Below are 18,645 nucleotides of genomic sequence, written 5' to 3' on the forward strand. Positions count from 1 at the left end.
CTATTATCAGTTTTGGATCAATGAAGGAGCAGGGTGGCAAATCGCGCAAGCCTACTCGACATCGAATGTATACAGTTGGACGCCAACAAAAGAAGGTAATTATCGGGTTATAGTATGGCTGAAGGATTGGAATTCACAAACAGTGGATTATGATCTTTGGAAAGAAGAAGGCTACAGCATCAGTGGAGAGCCTCTTTTACTGAACAGCGTCACATTCGAGAAACAAAGCCCACAGCCTGCCAATACGACTCTACGAGTGACAGCAAACGCAAGTGGAGGAACGGGGCGCTATTATCAGTTTTGGATCAATGAAGGAGCAGGGTGGCAAATCGCGCAAGCCTACTCGACATCGAATGTATACAGTTGGACGCCAACAAAAGAAGGTAATTATCGGGTTGTAGTATGGCTGAAGGATTGGAATTCACAAACAGTGGATTATGATCTTTGGAAAGAAGAAGGCTACAGCATCAGTGGAGGGCCTCTTTTACTGAACAGCCTCACATTCGAGAAACAAAGCCCACAGCCTGCCAATACGACTCTACGAGTGACAGCAAACGCAAGTGGAGGAACGGGGCGCTATTATCAGTTTTGGATCAATGAAGGAGCAGGGTGGCAAATCGCGCAAGCCTACTCGACATCGAATGTATACAGTTGGACGCCAACAAAAGAAGGTAATTATCGGGTTGTAGTATGGCTGAAGGATTGGAATTCACAAACAGTGGATTATGATCTTTGGAAAGAAGAAGGCTACACTGTTGTTGGAAATTCATACCAATATATTAACTTATTCGTAAAATCAACTACTCAAGCCGAGAAACAAATTAATGGACAAAGAGCACGACTTTATAGTGACGGAAGGCGATTTGTAAATCTTCAAAGTAGTAGTAATGATATATCCGGTCTCGTGAATAACGTGGATTATTTTGCAGATAGCCAAGGATACTGGTTTTCCGAAGCGTACTTGTCCACGGATTCTTTAACAATGACGGTGAGTAGTAATTCATCAGGAATAACCTTAAATGTAAAGGATACTAACTTAATTGCACGTGCAGAAACACCTGTATATGGAGGTGAATATACAATTGCATCAACATCGGCTTGTTCACCAAATTGTGACTATACCATATATTTGATGGCAGGGATTGGAACGTATAGAAGTGGAATGTGGCCTGACTCAGAAGTAACGATCGATAGTCTTTATGGATCAAACGTTCAGGTGTACGAGTTATTTCCATATAACTCATTAGATGGATTTTCAGGAATTAAACTGATTGCTTTGAGGGCATTACAAATTAGGAATGTTGCTATTGATTCAATGGAAGAGGGAGTTTCACAAAGAATCCAAGATGAAATAAATTTTGTTAAGAATAACTATGATGGCGGGAAACGAATTATTATTGGACATAGTGGAGGTGGAGTCGCTGGTGCACGTACAGCTAGATACTTACAAGTAAATGACCCAGTAAAAATTGATTATCTAGCCATGGTTGGTTCACCTAGAACTTCATTAAAAGATATCAACACGAAGGTCATTTCAATTGCTGCACCGACTGATCCCGTACCCGATACAACCTATTTCTACTGGCCTGATGGAAATCCTGCTAGTAGCTTACAAATCAACCTGGCTCCTCAGTCTAATGGATTTGCTACACACGCTACATACTTTCAAAATCTTGTCTGGAACAATGGACAAAATAATAATGTTACCGATACTATGAGTATGATCTATTCGTTTGCACACTAATAGGGACAGAGAAAAGGTGTTATATTGTGGACTTGTCGATACAACTCTTTCTTAAAGAAGAAGTATTATCATTTGAAAAATAGTTAACTGTTTAAACTTAATAACAAATTCTGGGAGGTATCCAATATGGGTGAATTTATGATGAAGCTTGGACAAAAAACTCCTTTACTTATAACCTTTTTTCTGTTCTTAGTAAATTACTACATGTTATTGTTTTTCATTGGAGCCTCTTATGATAGCATTTATAAATTAAATGGTGGGCCTGCTACTATGTACGCTGCGCTAAATATAGGGCCGTGGTTATCCATTCTTTTAAGTTTGATTACAGTAGTATTGTTATATATTTTTAAGAAAAAAAAAGCTGTTGGCGGTATAATAATTTTCACTCATTTAGTAATAATTCTGTTAATTATTGTGGCAATGGGATATGCATTTATCAGCCTTTATTTTGAGGGCAAGATTCGCTCCAGATGATACTATTATAAAGTAATTGTGTAAATCGATTCCGCTATTTGGAATAACGTGTTAGAATAGTGAATAATTGTTTCGAGAGAAGTCATTGTGCTGGGAGAAATGATTAACAAACCGGAGTTGTAGTATACGCCGCGGCACACTAAATTGAAAACTTGTTGCACTACCCTAAATATTGTAAGAAAATAGAACTGGAGGCATAGTCTGCTTCTGGTTTTATTATTTTGTGGAGGAATCGTAATGTACAAAATGATCTTTTTGAATGAAAACTCAATTTAGAAGGGTAAAGGTAGGAAAAACGTCAAAGACTCCAGAAACTCGGGCTAAATTACATAAAGTGCTAGGTAGAGCATTTCCACAAGATAAAGAGTTCTTCTCAGGTGATGTAAATAAGATCGTAGATATTATTAAAAACCTAAGAAATTATTACTCAAATAAGATTATAGGTTTTATCAATTATTATGAAGACGATAATACAACATATAGCGTTGATTTTTTCTATGACGATGGCGATATTAATGATTCAATTGAATCATTATCTAAAAGTGGCTTCTTGAACAATCGTGAAGCAACTAATTATGGACGATAGAAATCATGGATACGATGTGCTTTACATTAAAGGTGGTGTTGATTGAAGAGTTTAAAGATAATTTTATTTAATAAAATGGCTATTTCAATGCTAGACATAGAGAGTGGGAATAGAATGTTAAATGAAGAGGAAGTAAACTTATTAAGTAAGAATGATATTGATGTAATGATAGGCCAAATCATTAAAGATATTTCAAATAGCGAAATTAAAGAGATTATTTTGCGCGGCGATGCTGTTGCCAAAGGTATTGGCTTTGAGGTTTTGCAAAGTCGTACAGTTACTGTAATTGCGCAATTAAGAGAGAAACTTAACCAGAATGGATACCAGATCTTTCTATTTGATAAAGGTTATGATTCTCAAAGAGAAGACAAAATTCCTCATGATATAATTGCCGTGATAAAAGGTACAGATCAATTTGATATTGTAAGAGCTGTTCGAACTGATGGAATTAATTATGGCATTGAACATGAAGATGTATTGGCTAAATTAAAAGAGTGGAATCAAAAATATCCATTTAGAATCAGTGGTGCTAATTTAGATTGGGTAGAAGCAGACTTCATTAGTTTACCTGACGACTTAATTTCTTTTGCTAAAGAAGTGTATGAATTTTGTCCCGATGTTGTTGATCAAGGCGTAGGTAGTGTAGAAGAATTGGCCGAAGCAATAGAGATGTTGTATTCTCTATACCTTTGGTGGGATTAATTCAAATTCTAGGACAAGCAAAAGCTCTTGATTGCTCCATTGTTTCGATGTTGATACTTCTTGTTAGGTAATAAAAGGCATGTTTTATGTTGCAATTATCGAAAAAGAGGAGCGCGCCACACATGTCCCTAACATCATTATTGAAAACCAATTCAGATATGAAAGAGTTATTTAAAACAATTCCAAACCTTAAGTCTTTAATAAGGGTTGAAAGCGGTGAGCCAGTAGACTTAAAAAGTATTGATATTAAAAACACCTTATTGAGTAAAAATCCGTCATTAATCGGTCATGCATATGACTATTTTTTACAATTGTTCTGTTTGCGTATCAATAATGCTGCTGACGCTTATGATTACATGCTAGAGACACTATTTGATTTTCCAGAAATTGACCAAGACGTCTTTTCTGACAATGCGTGGTCTTATATAAAGGGATTCGGGGCTTGGAACGAAGATCTAACAAGACAAAGCATTGTCTGCGGGAAATTAGATCAGTATCATCGTTCTCGAATCATTCCAGAAAACATTTTAGATATTGAGCAGATTGATATTGACGACCTGAACAATTTAATCATAATGACATTGAATCACGAGAATATATTCAAATCCGAAGAAAGATTTATTTCTAATCCCACTTTTGGAGCCGACATAAGTTTTCTCGTTGGTGGTGCTGATGGCGATTTGATTATAAATAAGACGCTTATCGACATAAAGGTAAATTCGAAAATTCATTACGAAAGCTATCCTTGGCATCAATTAATAGGATACTATTTGTTAAGCCAATTAACACCTAATATCGACTATTCAATTGATCGGCTTGCTATTTGGAATCCAAGATATGAGATATTCATGTATATTTGTATTCATGATTTGAATACAAAGGTTGATATTAAAAGTTTCTGCTATCAATTTATAAAATTGCTTAATTCGATTCATAAAAACGGTCTCCAAAATTCGTTAATCGCCAAAAAAATAATAAGTATTGAATCGATATGGAATAATAAAAGAAAATTAGATTTAGAATGAAATGCAAGTTTTATACCAATTAAAGGGGATGGATGAAATATGAGTCTTATACAGATTAATGATGTAAAAGTACTTAATAGGCATACAGTGTTGGCTATATTGTTATTACAGATAGACACAATAAAGAAATGTTAAGGAGGTAAGTACATGAACAAAGTTTTAACAATAGCCGGAATATTAGTTATAACGGTTAGTTTGCTGGCACCAACGGTAAGCGCTGTAGGCACAAATTACGACGTCGTAATGTACCCGCAGGCGCAACAAGTTCAACAAGTTTCAGCGAATCAAGCTTCAAAAATGGCATTATTCTCAACAAATGATTTGGTTTCTTCGGCTTCTGCTCCTCGTACTACATTATTTGCGGCAAATGACGTGTCTGCTGTTAAGAAGGTATCTTTGTCCGACATTGCCGGTCATTGGTCGGAATCAGGGGTAAATGCGGCAATTAGTAAAGGTTATGTGGATGGTTATCCTGACGGAACATTCCAGCCTGAGCGAAGTGTGTCTAGAGCAGAATTTATTAAGATGTTGATTGGTGCAATGGGTTTAAACAAGCAGCAAGCTGAATCTGGTGATAACTGGTATGGACCTTACCTTAATATAGCAGTTGAATCAGGCATTCATCGATACGAAGATTTCAGTCAGGATATTAACGGGGCAATTCCTCGTTTGGAAATGGCACGATTGATTGTTCGTGCAACGGATGCCGAAAAGCGAAAGTCCATTGACGAAACCGATGATCTCACCTTTGTCTACGTCGCAGCAAAGAAAGGTCTTATGCAAGGTCTCGATGGCGGAGATTTAGCGCTGGATCAAGACACTACACGTGCACAGGCTATTACAGTTATTGAACGGGTTTTAAAAGCCAATGCTGGTGGAAAGTTGGAGGTTGACGCCAGTGCGGTAATGCTAGCTGAGGTGGCTTTAACTGGATCTAACATAGGTTCTATGCTTAATGCCAAATCCAAACCATTACCTCTGCAATTGTATCTAGGATATGATGATCTGGATGTGTCGGTAACTCAAGTTATTGTTGTCAACATGGCTGATCCAAGTAATCCCTACCATAGTTGGTTCAAGGATGTTGCTAAAGAAAATCGTTATTTTAACCCAGAAGATTATATTATTGCAGTGCATTTGAATATCAATAACAGATCTGAGAAACCCGGTCAACGTCTTGTTATGCCACAAACCTTGAAGATATGGAACTCTATACGGATTGATATGATAAATTCAAGTACACCTGTGGATACGCTGCAATTATTGCCGCTTAAGGACGTCGTTATGTATGATACATGGATTGTAGGTGCATTTAATAAAAAATATTTTGAGGATGCATTCGCTAGAATAGGCTATGCTGGGTTTTCACTTAATCTTGTAAATGGCTCAGGTGAGTACCGATTTGTAGAGGGGAAACTTAAACCATGAGGTTAAAGTTTCTAGCTTTGTTGGGTATTTTATCCACTGCACTTCAGCTAGTATCCCCATTTATTCCCGAAGCTAGGGCCGCACCTACAACTGCAAAAGTTTATATAGACTTTGGTGCAGGTGATGGTGCGAATGATAAGTACCATAATACACATTCATCTATTTCAGATGTTGAAGTTAATCTTCCAGTTCCCGCAGGTAATAGCATAGTCTCAAAAAGTGTTACGATTAATGGTAACAATCTCGGTGACTCTGGTGATTTGATTGGTGATAAAGATATAATAAAATGTAGATTTAAACTGATAAAACTATTGCTGTTACAAAAACCATAACCAAGGAAGAAGCATTTTATTGATAAAGAAAAGAACCGAAAGAGCACATCGCCTTCGGTTCTTTTTTGCATTCAAAAATAAAAAGTCTATAAAACTAAAATAAACCTATTGAAGTATAGGTTTCCATTATGATATGTTTAGTTAGTTGACTAAAAACTGATATACGTTTATGATCCTATTTCCATTTGAGGAGGTATATTTGTGCATCCATTTTAACGCTATAGTCCTATTTTAAAAACGAAAATCGCATACTCTACAACAATTTATATCCATCTATCTTTTTACTTTTTAAATTTATCACGATTCGCGTTGAAACACAAGTGTAAATCATCGAGTTTTGTATTTTTTATTTTATTGAATTGGTAGATAGCAAGTGTAAAATAACGAAAATCCCTTGTTCTATAAGAGTTTTGGAACAATAGTGCTTAACAGGGCGATATTTTTCCGAAAGTGAAAAATGAAATTATATAGTGAATGAATATATTATGCATTTAATATCGGAGGTCATAACAAATTGATTACTAAACGTCAGTATCACTTATGGCAATACGATATCGATGATCTTAAAGATCAAGATGAAACCCTTTCTCTGGACTACACCTTAGATTCTGCTACTCTGGCAACGGAAACACTCATGTACTATATTCTGAATGAGAAAATTATGAATCGCCAGTATGAGTCAGCTACTGAATATAAGAAAAATGGAGATGGTTCGCTTACGAAGTCGAAAAGTGGAGCTTCAATAAAAATAAAGAAGAACGTCCTTCCAATTATGACTATTGAAACTGGTCGAGGCAGATCCCTTGAGAATAATGGAAAATTAAAAAGGCTGTTGAGCGAAGGTTTTACCGCCAAATATTATTCTGAATCAGGGAAAGTCATTAGCAGTCATAAGTTTGTATTCCTGGATAATGTTCTATCAGGAAGCCAAAACAAAGAATGCCGTCAAATATTCGTCCTCGATAAATATTACGAGGAATTGAAACGCCATGTTTCCCTTGGAACGGAGCCGACCAAATGCACAGTATCGAAGAATCTGACTCGTAATGCGTTAACGACGACAGATTTGCACCTATTTCCTGTTGATATGGAGAAACTAACGATTTGTATTATCCCTGACAAAGAGGTTCCTGTAATTGAAGATGTGGAGATGATTGTGCCATATACTCGTACTCCAGAGGAAGAAGCCGTATATGCTGTTCTCCAACAATATTTACATTCAGAGAAAGAATTTAATAAGGAGCGCCAGAAGATTTTAGAGAAACTCAAAGAACGAAAGCTTGAGCCTAAGGTTGCCCCTGAAGACAGAGAGAAATACAAAACAGTCGGTCTCTGGGAGAAAGAGGGAAGACGAGTAAGTTTAAAAGCTCTCATCGAACCAGATTGGAAGATAATCAAGAAAGATGGTACTCATGTTCCAGTATGGACTTTCGGCCAAACGGAGCAATATGAGAGAAGAGATGTCCCAATTACCGAATGGTCAACAGGATTACATCTTACTCAAGTGAAAGCTTATCCAGTGATGGAGAACGTGTTCGATGGTATGGGCTTAGTTTCCAAAGAACTAGGTCATAGTATGGAGGCATTCTTACAAACTGGCTTTCCTATAACTGGATATCAGTTACGATTGCCAGCCATAAAGGGCTTCTTTCCATGTGTGGATTTTCGAGGTTATTTCCGTAAGTATAAAATTCAAAAAATCAAAGATATCTTTGGAGCATGGCATGATACTGACAAGATTGATATTTTGACCACGGAGTCTACCTTTAAAGCTAAATTAGAAGTTGTGGGGCTGAAGCCAGATGGTTCGGATGATAAGCACTGGCTATTCCCTTCTATTGCTGACTACAAATCCAAATTGATTGAATTTGGTTATGATGCTATTGGTATTGCCAATATTGCTAAACCTATTCATGAACAATATCGGAAATCATCGTATCAATTATTGTTGGCTCTCGATCTACATCCATGTGATGTTTTTTGTTTGTCCAATACTCTTGGCGATATGATCCACCGAACGTTAAGCATCTATCGCAAAGATGAAATCGACTGGGATGATATCCAGTATCTCGAAGCATTTCTAAACTTGGTTTATAAAGAAAATTCGGATAATGGAATTGGTAAAAATTGCAGTGATGCGATTAAGGCGATTCATCTGAATAAAAAAATGGTCTTTGAACACAAGGTGATGCAAACCATCAAGGATGTCATTGATCACAAAATCGATGAGATGTGTTTGGGGAAATTTTATCTGAAAGCCAATTACATGTATGTAACTCAGGATATTTTAGCATTTTTATCTTACGCCGCGGCAGAGGATAAAGGTACTTGGGATTATAAGGGTAAAGGGTTTCTTGATTCAAAGCAATGCTACAGTGGTGGAAAGAATATGGGAAAGAAATTATTTGCTAGAAATCCGATTATGTCATTCAGCGAGATCACTAGAACTAGTTTCATAGATTACAGTGGCATAGATTCTGAATTCATACGCCATATTAATAATATTGTACAGCTTCCTCTTGGAACGGAGCCAGATCGTCTCGGGGGTGCAGACAGAGATGGCGATGAATTGCTCGTACTTTCAACGGAGAGGAATTTTGCAGATACCAGAATCGAATATCTTGAACAATATAATTTTGTGTTGAATAACGAAAAAAGTGAGAAGCACGGCAAGAATCTGCTCGAAGAATTGAATGCAAATATCCAGAAGCATTTCGAAGGACGGTTTCCCTCTCAATCCAAAGTAACCCTTCAGGATTATATTGTTAATTCTGCTGTTCAAGTTAATGTTGCCGATAAAGCTACTGCTGAATCAGAAGCATGGACGAAGCAAAACGTAATCGACTTTATTATCCGTTCCGAAGATAAAACAGGCAAAATAACGGATATGAATACGACCATCGAAAATATAGCCAATGCTGAAAGGGATTTAATAAAATATAAACTGCCGATTGCGATCATGAAGTATTTACAGGGACTCTGTATTGATGCATCTAAGACTGGCTTGTTCGATCAAGTTGTCATCCCAGATGTGATTGAGTATCAATTCGGCAAATGGAAACCGCAGTTCATGAAATTTAAAGATGGTGTTGAGTACAACAAGGATAAGAAACATACTTCTTCTTTGGACGATTTTTCTATTGTGATGGAAAAGTTCAAGGCGTATGTAAATCGAATCATGATTGAAAAAACGGATAATAAGATCCAAAGACATAAATTCCAAAATATTTATCAGTACTATCAAAATCCTAACTTGGATACCACTATTATCGACCAAACTATTGCTGATTTACAGGAGACATACTCTACTTTCCTGCAAAAAAATAGAACTCTAACTAAGCAAAAGCTGAGCCTTAATAAATACTCTTCAGATGAAAGGCATAAGCGATTGAGGAAAGAAATGGACGAAAAGTTCGCAGAATTGTATCAGAATACTAAGGAGCAAGCAGAGGGAATCTGTAATTGTCCATCCCTACTAGCTACAGCTACCGTCAGAATGACCTACGTGGATTCAAAAGCTAAAAATGATAATACGAATTACTCCTTCTGTTGGGTTGTAGCCAGTGAAGGCATTTTACAAAATATCCAGTTGAATTATGAAGATAAGGATAAAGTGTATATTAATTTAACAGAAATTGTTGATAATAACGCTTTTGAATGGCTGGGTGAGTATTACACTGCTGTAACTAAACATGAAGCCTATACACTTGAATTTCCGGAAGGCAAAGATATGAGCATCCCCGAAAAGTATCTCAAGAAATCGGATGCCATATTGAAAAGTCTGATCGATTACGAAGTTACATTGCTTAGCGGTGATAAGAAACCTTGGAATCCCGATGAGGTGGCGAAAATCATATTAGGCCAAACGTATACGCTGTTTGATGATCGTGGTTGGCTGGGAGTCGCGGAAGGACGCAGCATAGCGCGAAAAGAAGGCGATACGATGCTGGGAAATTATATGGGTAAGGAAATAACCATTAAGAAAATAGTGAAGACGACTAAAGGTTCCATTAAATGTCTGGTCGATATTATAGGTTAATTGGATTGGCCTTGTCAGGCAGTAGAGCGGAATGCGGCAGGTTGTAGTATACTTTCGCATTCTAATAACTTTAATATTGGAGGTCAAAATGGAAAATAAAACAATTGTAATTACTCAATCAAGAATGGCAGGATGGTTGATGTTTAATGGATTCGGAAAAGTAAATGAACGCTTAGATTTGAAAGATCAGAATCGTGTCATTTATATATTTAATGAATCCGCTCAATTACGAGAAACAATGGGCAAATATAACCAGTTCAAAGCGAACTTGGTTTAGATATGGACAGGTGATCACAACGTATGGAGCAACCGATAAAAAAGAAGGTTTATAATAATATCGTATATGGAAAGGGTTATACAGATGGACGGTATTCAGAATCTCTTTTTAATTTGGATATCGATTCTTACAAAATAGATGATTTGATTTACGAAGATGATAGAACAACTTGCTTGGCGACAGATATCTCAACTCATTTCGTTTCCACATTTCAAAATATGTATCAGAAAGAAGTGTCGGATAAACAACGGAAATTTTCATTGGACTGTGCGCGGCTTATATTTAGTGAATTGAAATTTCCTGATCAAACAGTAGTTATCCCTGCAAAAGCCGGATTTGGCAAGTCGACACTGATCCAATCCATATTAGAAACCATAATTGGGAAAATAGATGCATTTCATGAAAACGAAAAAGAAATCGATATAGGGATGATTATTGTCAGTGACCGAATTGAAGATTTGAAAAAAATTCAATCGAAAATTCGAGAGGAATTTGGTTACCACGATGAATTTAAACAAACGGATTGGGTTTATGTTATGGAAGGTTGGAACAAAGAAAATTGCTCGAACGGTGTTTCTGAATATTATCAAGGCTGCTGCACGACTCGTAACTGTCCTTCTTACAAAGATTGCTGGGTATTTAAACAACGATTTGAGCAAAATGACAGCCCAATTGTAGCCATGAGTAATGAGCGCTTTTCTTATTACCGAGCTGAGAGAATGAGTCAATTTTACACTTACAATGCATACAAGGGATTGCTCCCTCGAAAAGTAATTATTATTGATGAGAAGCCTGTCCTTGAGAAGCAGCTTAATGTTGATGAAACGTTGCTGTTGAAGCTTTCTCAAGCTGTTAATGGAATGCGTATAGCTGATCTCGCTGAAGAACGAGATAATAAAATGTATATGAAGGATGCTTTACACCAAGTCAGCGGAAGGATATTGGAACTGCAAAAGCAATATAAAGATTATCGCAGCAGGATTGTATTTAATGATGAGGATATATTTGACGATAAATTTCTGAAACTATTTTCCCGCTACTTTAGATATCAATTTTCAGATGAACTGACTGCTATCCAGATTCTGTTTAAGTCTGGGGGATTATTCTGTAATACAACTAATTCTGTTTATTTTAAATCGATCTTTCCGAAAGAGGAATTTCGAATTGAGAATTTCAGAACGTACATTTTTGATGCCACAGGAGAAGGAGATCCCAGCTATACAGACGAATTTATCCATTTTAATATTGATGATTATAAAGAGTACACGAATCTGACTTTTTATATTGTGAGCGAAAACATGAGTAGAAACTCCATTGAAAAATCGAAGTCCAAATTGAAAGTTGCAGCAGATTGGATTCATAAAACTTTTAAAGAAACCACCTATGTTGTTTCCTATAAAATGTGTGGAAAAATGAATGCTAATCAGCAACTTACCAGACTTTTAAAAAACAATACATGTGTTGTGCTGGATAAAGATAAGAATGGAAAAAATATAGTGCCTTATTTCGGCAATACGAAAGGCAAAAATCTATTCCAGCATTGTCGAAAAATGGTTCAGGTTGGCTGGAATCGACTTCCATCGGATGAAACTGTAGCTGCATTTATGTATACATTTATAAAATTAGAAGAATTATGTAAACTCAATGACTCGGACATGAAGAAAGTCCAGGGTTACATTCAATTCGATTGGATAAATAGTGTGTTCGGTCATGACAATATCAATATATTCGAACTGCGAAGGTTAATGGTCGATCTGGAGCAAGAAGTATTTCGTACAAAGGTGAGAGATTTTAGTTCTAACGAGCCAGTGTGTATTTACTTGTTTGGGGGGGATTTTCGCTTAAAGGAAATGATAGCTCAAAGATTTAAGGGGTGTAAGTTTGATGTTTTGGTGATTCCAGAATTTGATTTGGAGAAGTATCACCAGAATGGTATCGATAAACAGGAAAAACTTCTATATAAATTTATTAGTGAAGAGTGGGATGCCCAACCTGTTCCTATTAAACAAATTCGTGAGCTACTAGGAATAACGGACTCATACTGGAGTAGGCTCATCAAAAAGGAAAATATTCAAAAATTAATTGGAGATAAACAAATAAAAATTTCACGACTAAAGGGTAGAGGTGGAGACTCTTATATGCACTGTTTATTGGTCAATTAATACAGGATCTCAACTTGCACACTTTCTTATAATAATATATATAGGGAACAGTGCAAGTTGAGAAATGTAATAAAATGAAATAGGACGAATAGAAACATTCAATCAACCAAATACAAAATTATCACATCCGACATATCCAAGGCGGTTTTCCTTGGATTGTTGGGGTGACAGCAAGCAACAGGTTTATCGTTGCGCGGTAGGTACTTGAGCTTTCTTAATAGTTGACATCCATATAAAAGACAAAGAGCCTTAGGATTCTTTCCTCAAGGCTCTTCTTTGTGGGTGCTTCCCAACGTAAATAAATATATCACAAGGATCGTAATCTGTGAATAAAAGGATATTATGATGCAAAATATTGAACGGGTAGATAGAACCTTATGCTTAAATAAGTAAAGAACACCCGTACTATTCCGATTAGAACAGACAGGTGATCTTTGGGATACCAATATATAGTAACCCCTTCCACCACGAAGTAACTATAGATTACCACAAATATTCATTTTCGCAATAGTAATTTGATGCTTTGTTTATGTTGATATGAGTTAATATGATCGGGCTTGTCAGCCCGTAGATAGGCAATTGTGTGATGAAAAAAATTGTTTATTCATATGATGCCAATTAATAACTGTATTATCGGAGCTGTGTCGTAAGGTTCTTGTTACTCGTAACATAGACAAGGATAACCAGCAGCCAATAAAATTATGGGAGTTGAGAATAAATGCAATGGTACAATGACTTGAAATATTGGGCTTTTCGGATGCAATATGAGCAAGTTGAATGGAGTTTCAAATTACCGAAATTTTGAAAAATAATAAAATGAATCGACAATTTTCTACTCTAATCGGATGGGCTTTTCATTCCTCTGTTATATGATACATTTGTGAATTATATCAAATATGGTTGTTTCTGTATGCCGATAATAGTAAAATAGCCCCAACATAACTTTTTATTGTAAGGGGAATAATGTTGAATATTGAGGATCTAGAGTCGGAAATTGAATATCTTCGTATACAGTTGGTTTCTACCTATATGAAACAAGGTTCATTCAATTCTCCTGTGGTGTTAGGGGTAAGTCAACAATTGGATGTATTGCTGAATTATTATGACTCTCTAAAGTCGGGTAATATTGCTTTGAATCTAATTAAAATATCATACTGCTAATTGTGAACTCTGGCTAAAGGCTAGGGTTCTTTTTGCGTTATACAGAAAAAGGGGATTATATAATGGAATTTATAAAATTAAAAATTGGTCAACTGGTTCATGCTGAATATAATCCGAGGAAGAATTTGAAAGCTGGCGATCCAGAGTTTGAGAAGATTCGGAATAGTATCAACGAGTTTGGGTATTGTGAGCCGATTATATGTAACAGTGATTACACTATCGTTGGAGGACATCAGAGAGCTAAAGTATTGAAGGCAATCGGATACGATGAAGTGGATTGTGTGATTATCGATGTGGATAAGACGAAAGAGAAGGCTTTGAACATTGCGTTAAATAAAATTACAGGTGAATGGGATTTTGATGCGTTGGCTGGATTATTGGAAGAGTTGAAGGTTGACGATTACAATATTGAGCTGACTGGATTCGATTTCTCAGAAGCAGAGAAGTTGTTTGACGAGTTGCATAAAGATGATGAGCCGGAGGAGGATGAATTCGATGTTGATGATGCATTGCCAGAGATCCCGATTACACGTAAAGGTGATATTTGGCTGTTAGGGAAGCATCGATTATTAGCTGGTGACGCAACGAATGAGCAGGATATGGCAACGTTGATGGATGGTAAGAAAGCCAGGTTAATTGTTACTGATCCACCATATAATGTAGCTTATGTAGGAAAGACAAAGGATGCTTTAACAATTCAAAATGACAAAATGGACGATGAGCAATTTTATGAGTTTCTGTTGGCTGCATATACACGGATGTACGAAGTAGCAGATGACGGTGCGAGTATCTATGTTTTTCATGCAGATAGCGAAGGCTTGAACTTTCGGAAGGCTCATAAAGATTCGGGATTCAAATTATCCCAATGTTGTATATGGGCTAAGCAAGCAATGGTCATGGGAAGGCAAGATTATCACTGGCAGCACGAACCTATATTGGTAGGTTGGAAGCCGACTGCAGGTCACTATTGGAACTCGGACAGGAAGCAAACTACACTGTGGCAATTTGATCGACCATTTCGGAATGAGCATCATCCAACGATGAAAAGTGTGCCGTTAATTTCATATCCAATTAAAAATTCAAGCAAGATTGGCGATATTGTGCTCGATTCATTTGGAGGTTCAGGAAGTACGCTTATCGCATGTGAGGATACGGATCGAATTTGTTATACGATGGAGTTGGATGAGAAATATGCAGATGTGATTGTGAATCGATATATTGCTCACGTTGGCGGTGATACTGGAGTGTATTTGATTCGGGATGGAGTGAAGATGCCCTATCAAGAAGTCGTTGCTGAGTCGGCTAGGTAAGAATGAATATGGTGATTCGTTTCCTGAAGCTGTTGCGGAAGTTAAAAAGGAGCTGAGAAACCAGTCTTTTGTAGGTTGTATGCAGGAAATATGTGCCTTTATGTTGAAGATATAAAAATTAGTTTACTCAACGTATCTCAAACACTAACGGATAACGAGTTCAATAATACTGTTATATTAGCTATCAGCTTGAATGAAAGGTTGTGTTCGGATGTCGTACAACATCGATGCATTTGTTAAGCAGATGCCTGTCCTACGGGACTTTTTATTGCACTACGTGAGTTATAAAGAGCTATGGTCGTTTGATCATAACCTAACCAAGTATAATAGTTTTTTCGAGAAAACCATAAATGCTCATTACTTGCAAGCGATCAATTGCTGGTGTATGGTCTTTGGCGTTGCTAGTTCAAACCCAACACATTGGAAAAAAGTGTTACATAATCATGAAGACTTTAATAGTATCACCTTGAATGCTGGTCTTAAGGAAGATAAGTGGCAAGAGTATTGGAATGACGTCACTTCATTCAGAAATAGATTCTCCGTACATCGGGAATTAAATTTCGATGAACCCGTCCCTTCGCTTGCTAAAGCTTATGACATTGCTCTATATTACGATGAGTGGGTAAGGGAGTATATCCGTCCTGATGTAATTGATGATCTTCTCCTCCGAGATATTGTTGAAAAATACCGAGAAGATTTGCACAAATTAATGGATCAACTAAAAGTCGTCTTGGTTACAGAGGGAAAAAACTAACTGGAAAATATATCAACATATAGTATGACCTTAAATAAAACAGAACGGCTAACCTGAAAGTCAGTGTAACCCACTAACGTCTATGCATTTTTGCGTAGGCTTTTTTTCATTTGGAGGTGATGAATATATGAGTAAGGATGATGAAAAATCGAAAAAGAACAAGCCCAAAATACTAACCAAATATGATCAATTTGTTATTCCTCGACTCCGAGATATCCCTGTATGGGTGCGTGAAGGATTAACAGATGATGAGATTGCGAAAAGGCTTAATATTCACATTTGGACATTAGGCGATTATAGGCGTAAACATCCGAAATTTGCTGAAGCGTTAGAACGACCAACCAAATGGGAAACACATGTATATCCACGATTGGCTGAAATTCAGCAGTGGTTCCAAGAAGGTGTGGACAGTGGTGTAATTGTTAAGAATCTCGGTATAGCTCCTGCTACTTGGTACGAGTATATCGATAAGCATCCGATGCTTGCTGAATTAGTTAAATGGAGCAAGTCTGTTATTATATCTCGCGTGGAAACTTCACTTTTGAAGGCAGCTACTGGGTTTGAATACGAAGAAATTAAAACGATAATCGAAGAGGACAAAAATGGAAAAAAGCGGACTCGAATCGAAAAGGTTAAACGGTATCAGCCGCCTAATCCTACAGCGATGATATTCTACTTGAAGAACCGCGCACCGAACGAATGGAATGACCGCCGCGAGATACTTATCGATACAAAAGCTGCTGAACTGGAACGTAAGCAATTATTCCTTGATATGATCGAATCTGATGTAATAGAAGCGGAATATGAAGCAATCGAGGAATCCAACTATACTGAGGAAGGCATTGACGAGTCGGATGCGTAACGTTATGTCGTCAGTTATTCGATAGATAAACGCCAGTTATAGCCCAATAATTGCCCCGAAATAGCCCATTTTAAGTGCATAAGAAAAGTTATGCAATCAGTGGACTTTCTCCCCCACCAACGGTATGATGTGACACACAAGCGAAAGGTGGGGGTAATATGCCGTATTTACAGTGGTTTGAGACGCATTTACGAAGTAAGGATCGGAGCGAGAACACGATATCCTGCTACTTGAGGGATACGTTAGCGTTCATAGCTTGGTATCGGGCGAAGACGGAGTATGGGTTGGATAAGCTGATCGAACTGGATGGCGTAGAGTATAAGAAAATCCTTCAACGAAGCGAACAAGCGATACTGACTATAAACCGAAAAATAGCCAGTATGAACGTATTCTGCCGCTGGATGCTTAAACAAGGCTATATAAAGGAAGAGATACACGTTGAAGCGGTCAGGAATAAGGATGTCCGGCAATATAAAGGGTTGGAAGATACAGATTTATGGAAGCTGAGGAATGAAATCCACCGACACGGCAACCGAATGCATATCTGTATGATCGAACTGTTGATAGGAACAGGTATCAGGGTAAGTGAATTGGTTGGTATAAGGCTGAAAGATATAGACATGAGCGAACGAAAAGGGTTATTGCGAATACTTGGCAAAGGAAATGCTCAACGAACACTTCCTATAAATAAGGATGTACGCAAAGCACTCACTCGATACTTGGAGGTTAGGCTGGAAAGCGAGTCAGAACATTTATTCATCGGGCAACGAGGCTCATTTGAACGGAATGCTGTCAACTTGATATTAAACAAGTACGGTGATCGGGTTCAAGTGAAGGTTACTCCCCATATGCTAAGGCATACTCTTGGGTATAGGCTGGTGAAGAATACACCTTTGACGACTATTCAGCAGATATTGGGACATGATCATGTATCGACTACGAATATATACACTTTGACAACTGAAAAGGATATGGCTGAAGCATTGGCGAGTATAGAGTGGTAAACAGCCACTCTTTTTGTTGTTTCAGGGGAGGGGTGCTTCTAAGTGGGAAATGAGGGCGGCCAGCAAGGAGTGCAGAAATTTTTTTGATGATTTTACGGTAAAACTACAAATTGCTTCTAATCTCAACAATCAAAATTTTGAATTCTCCACTAGAAGAATTGGATAGTAGAGAGTACCGTTCCCAGTTGAATAAATAGGAATGGTTTATAAGGATATCTTTTTCCCGACCTCGAGTTGTACCGATAGATGCTAAATCACCCCATCTTAATGATCCGCTTAAAATTCTACCTTCATGAATTTTAAATGCAGCATCGACGGAATCAATCTTGTTGGAGGGTTTCCAATATAAACTGTCATTCGTAAGAATAATAGCATAACCAATTGTGCTAATTTCTTTTGAAATAACCTGCTCAACTCTTGAAATGTCCTTTATGAAGTCATACCTACCACAATCTTGGGCACTATGATCTTTTAAATTATAGTGCTCACCTTGAATAATATGAGCAGATTTTTTGCTTTTATATTTGAGTTCAATAGGGAAATGATGATCTTTGTATCTAACCCATATATCCAAATAAATATTATCAACTACATGGGGGTAGTTGTACTCTAATCTAATTTGGGCTTCAGGATATTGAATTTGAATTTCCCATGCTAGAGCTAATTGAAAGTCAGCTTCAGAATGAAACAATGGTCTTTTAAATTGTAATGCGGAGATAATTCTTTTTAAATCAATCATGTTTCACGTCCTATTGAATGTCATTTTAACAAAATACTACTACAAA

Annotated in this window: 16 protein-coding genes; 15 read left to right on the top strand and 1 reads right to left on the bottom strand. The window is 37.1% G+C overall.

Features of this window, described 5'->3' with window-relative positions; translation table 11 throughout:
- From OB236_RS09560 to OB236_RS09630, 15 genes are all read left to right on the top strand, one after another.
- Nucleotides 1-1,744, top strand: a 1,744-nt coding sequence (locus OB236_RS09560) for a hypothetical protein (protein WP_262683774.1), incomplete at its 5' end; no start/stop codon positions are given.
- A 126-nt stretch (nt 1,745-1,870) separates the two neighbouring features.
- Complete coding sequence (locus OB236_RS09565) at nt 1,871-2,218, top strand: hypothetical protein (RefSeq protein ID WP_262683775.1); 348 nt, start codon at nt 1,871-1,873, stop codon at nt 2,216-2,218.
- Nucleotides 2,219-2,477: 259 nt separating this feature from the next.
- On the top strand, nt 2,478-2,804 hold the full coding sequence (locus tag OB236_RS09570) for a hypothetical protein (protein ID WP_262683776.1): 327 nt from the start codon (nt 2,478-2,480) through the stop codon (nt 2,802-2,804).
- Nucleotides 2,805-2,846: 42 nt separating this feature from the next.
- Nucleotides 2,847-3,506: a DUF4253 domain-containing protein gene (locus OB236_RS09575; protein WP_262683777.1), complete on the top strand. Its 660-nt coding sequence runs from the start codon at nt 2,847-2,849 to the stop codon at nt 3,504-3,506.
- Nucleotides 3,507-3,628: 122 nt separating this feature from the next.
- A complete protein-coding gene (locus OB236_RS09580) occupies nt 3,629-4,531 on the top strand; it encodes a hypothetical protein (RefSeq protein WP_262683778.1) in 903 nt (300 codons plus the stop codon).
- Between the two features lie 147 nt (nt 4,532-4,678).
- Nucleotides 4,679-5,959, top strand: a complete 1,281-nt coding sequence (locus OB236_RS09585; protein ID WP_262683780.1) for an S-layer homology domain-containing protein — start codon at nt 4,679-4,681, stop codon at nt 5,957-5,959.
- Nucleotides 5,956-6,291, top strand: coding sequence for a hypothetical protein (locus OB236_RS09590; RefSeq protein ID WP_262683781.1), 336 nt, complete (start codon nt 5,956-5,958; stop codon nt 6,289-6,291). Before OB236_RS09585 ends, OB236_RS09590 begins: the two co-directional genes overlap by 4 nt.
- A 514-nt stretch (nt 6,292-6,805) precedes the next feature.
- On the top strand, nt 6,806-10,330 hold the full coding sequence (locus tag OB236_RS09595; RefSeq protein WP_262683782.1) for a hypothetical protein: 3,525 nt from the start codon (nt 6,806-6,808) through the stop codon (nt 10,328-10,330).
- An 88-nt stretch (nt 10,331-10,418) separates the two neighbouring features.
- Complete coding sequence (locus OB236_RS09600) at nt 10,419-10,607, top strand: hypothetical protein (RefSeq protein ID WP_262683783.1); 189 nt, start codon at nt 10,419-10,421, stop codon at nt 10,605-10,607.
- Nucleotides 10,608-10,630: 23 nt separating this feature from the next.
- The gene (locus tag OB236_RS09605) at nt 10,631-12,769 is read left to right on the top strand and encodes a hypothetical protein (protein ID WP_262683784.1); all 2,139 of its coding nucleotides are present in this window, start codon (nt 10,631-10,633) and stop codon (nt 12,767-12,769) included.
- 963 nt (nt 12,770-13,732) lie between these two features.
- Nucleotides 13,733-13,930, top strand: a complete 198-nt coding sequence (locus OB236_RS09610) for an aspartyl-phosphate phosphatase Spo0E family protein (RefSeq protein WP_262683785.1) — start codon at nt 13,733-13,735, stop codon at nt 13,928-13,930.
- Nucleotides 13,931-13,992: 62 nt separating this feature from the next.
- The gene (locus tag OB236_RS09615) at nt 13,993-15,240 is read left to right on the top strand and encodes a site-specific DNA-methyltransferase (RefSeq protein ID WP_262683786.1); all 1,248 of its coding nucleotides are present in this window, start codon (nt 13,993-13,995) and stop codon (nt 15,238-15,240) included.
- Between the two features lie 211 nt (nt 15,241-15,451).
- A complete protein-coding gene (locus tag OB236_RS09620) occupies nt 15,452-15,994 on the top strand; it encodes a hypothetical protein (RefSeq protein WP_262683787.1) in 543 nt (180 codons plus the stop codon).
- 127 nt (nt 15,995-16,121) lie between these two features.
- Nucleotides 16,122-16,856 carry a transposase gene (locus tag OB236_RS09625; RefSeq protein ID WP_262683788.1) on the top strand — a complete coding sequence of 245 codons (735 nt, stop codon included), beginning with the start codon at nt 16,122-16,124 and terminating at the stop codon, nt 16,854-16,856.
- Nucleotides 16,857-17,014: 158 nt separating this feature from the next.
- Nucleotides 17,015-17,860: a tyrosine-type recombinase/integrase gene (locus tag OB236_RS09630; protein ID WP_262683789.1), complete on the top strand. Its 846-nt coding sequence runs from the start codon at nt 17,015-17,017 to the stop codon at nt 17,858-17,860.
- Between the two features lie 103 nt (nt 17,861-17,963).
- Here the strand turns inward: OB236_RS09630 and OB236_RS09635 are convergent, their stop codons facing one another.
- The gene (locus OB236_RS09635) at nt 17,964-18,599 is read right to left on the bottom strand and encodes a hypothetical protein (protein WP_262683790.1); all 636 of its coding nucleotides are present in this window, start codon (nt 18,597-18,599) and stop codon (nt 17,964-17,966) included.
- Nucleotides 18,600-18,645 lie beyond the last annotated feature (46 nt).

The organism is Paenibacillus baimaensis, assembly GCF_025567575.1.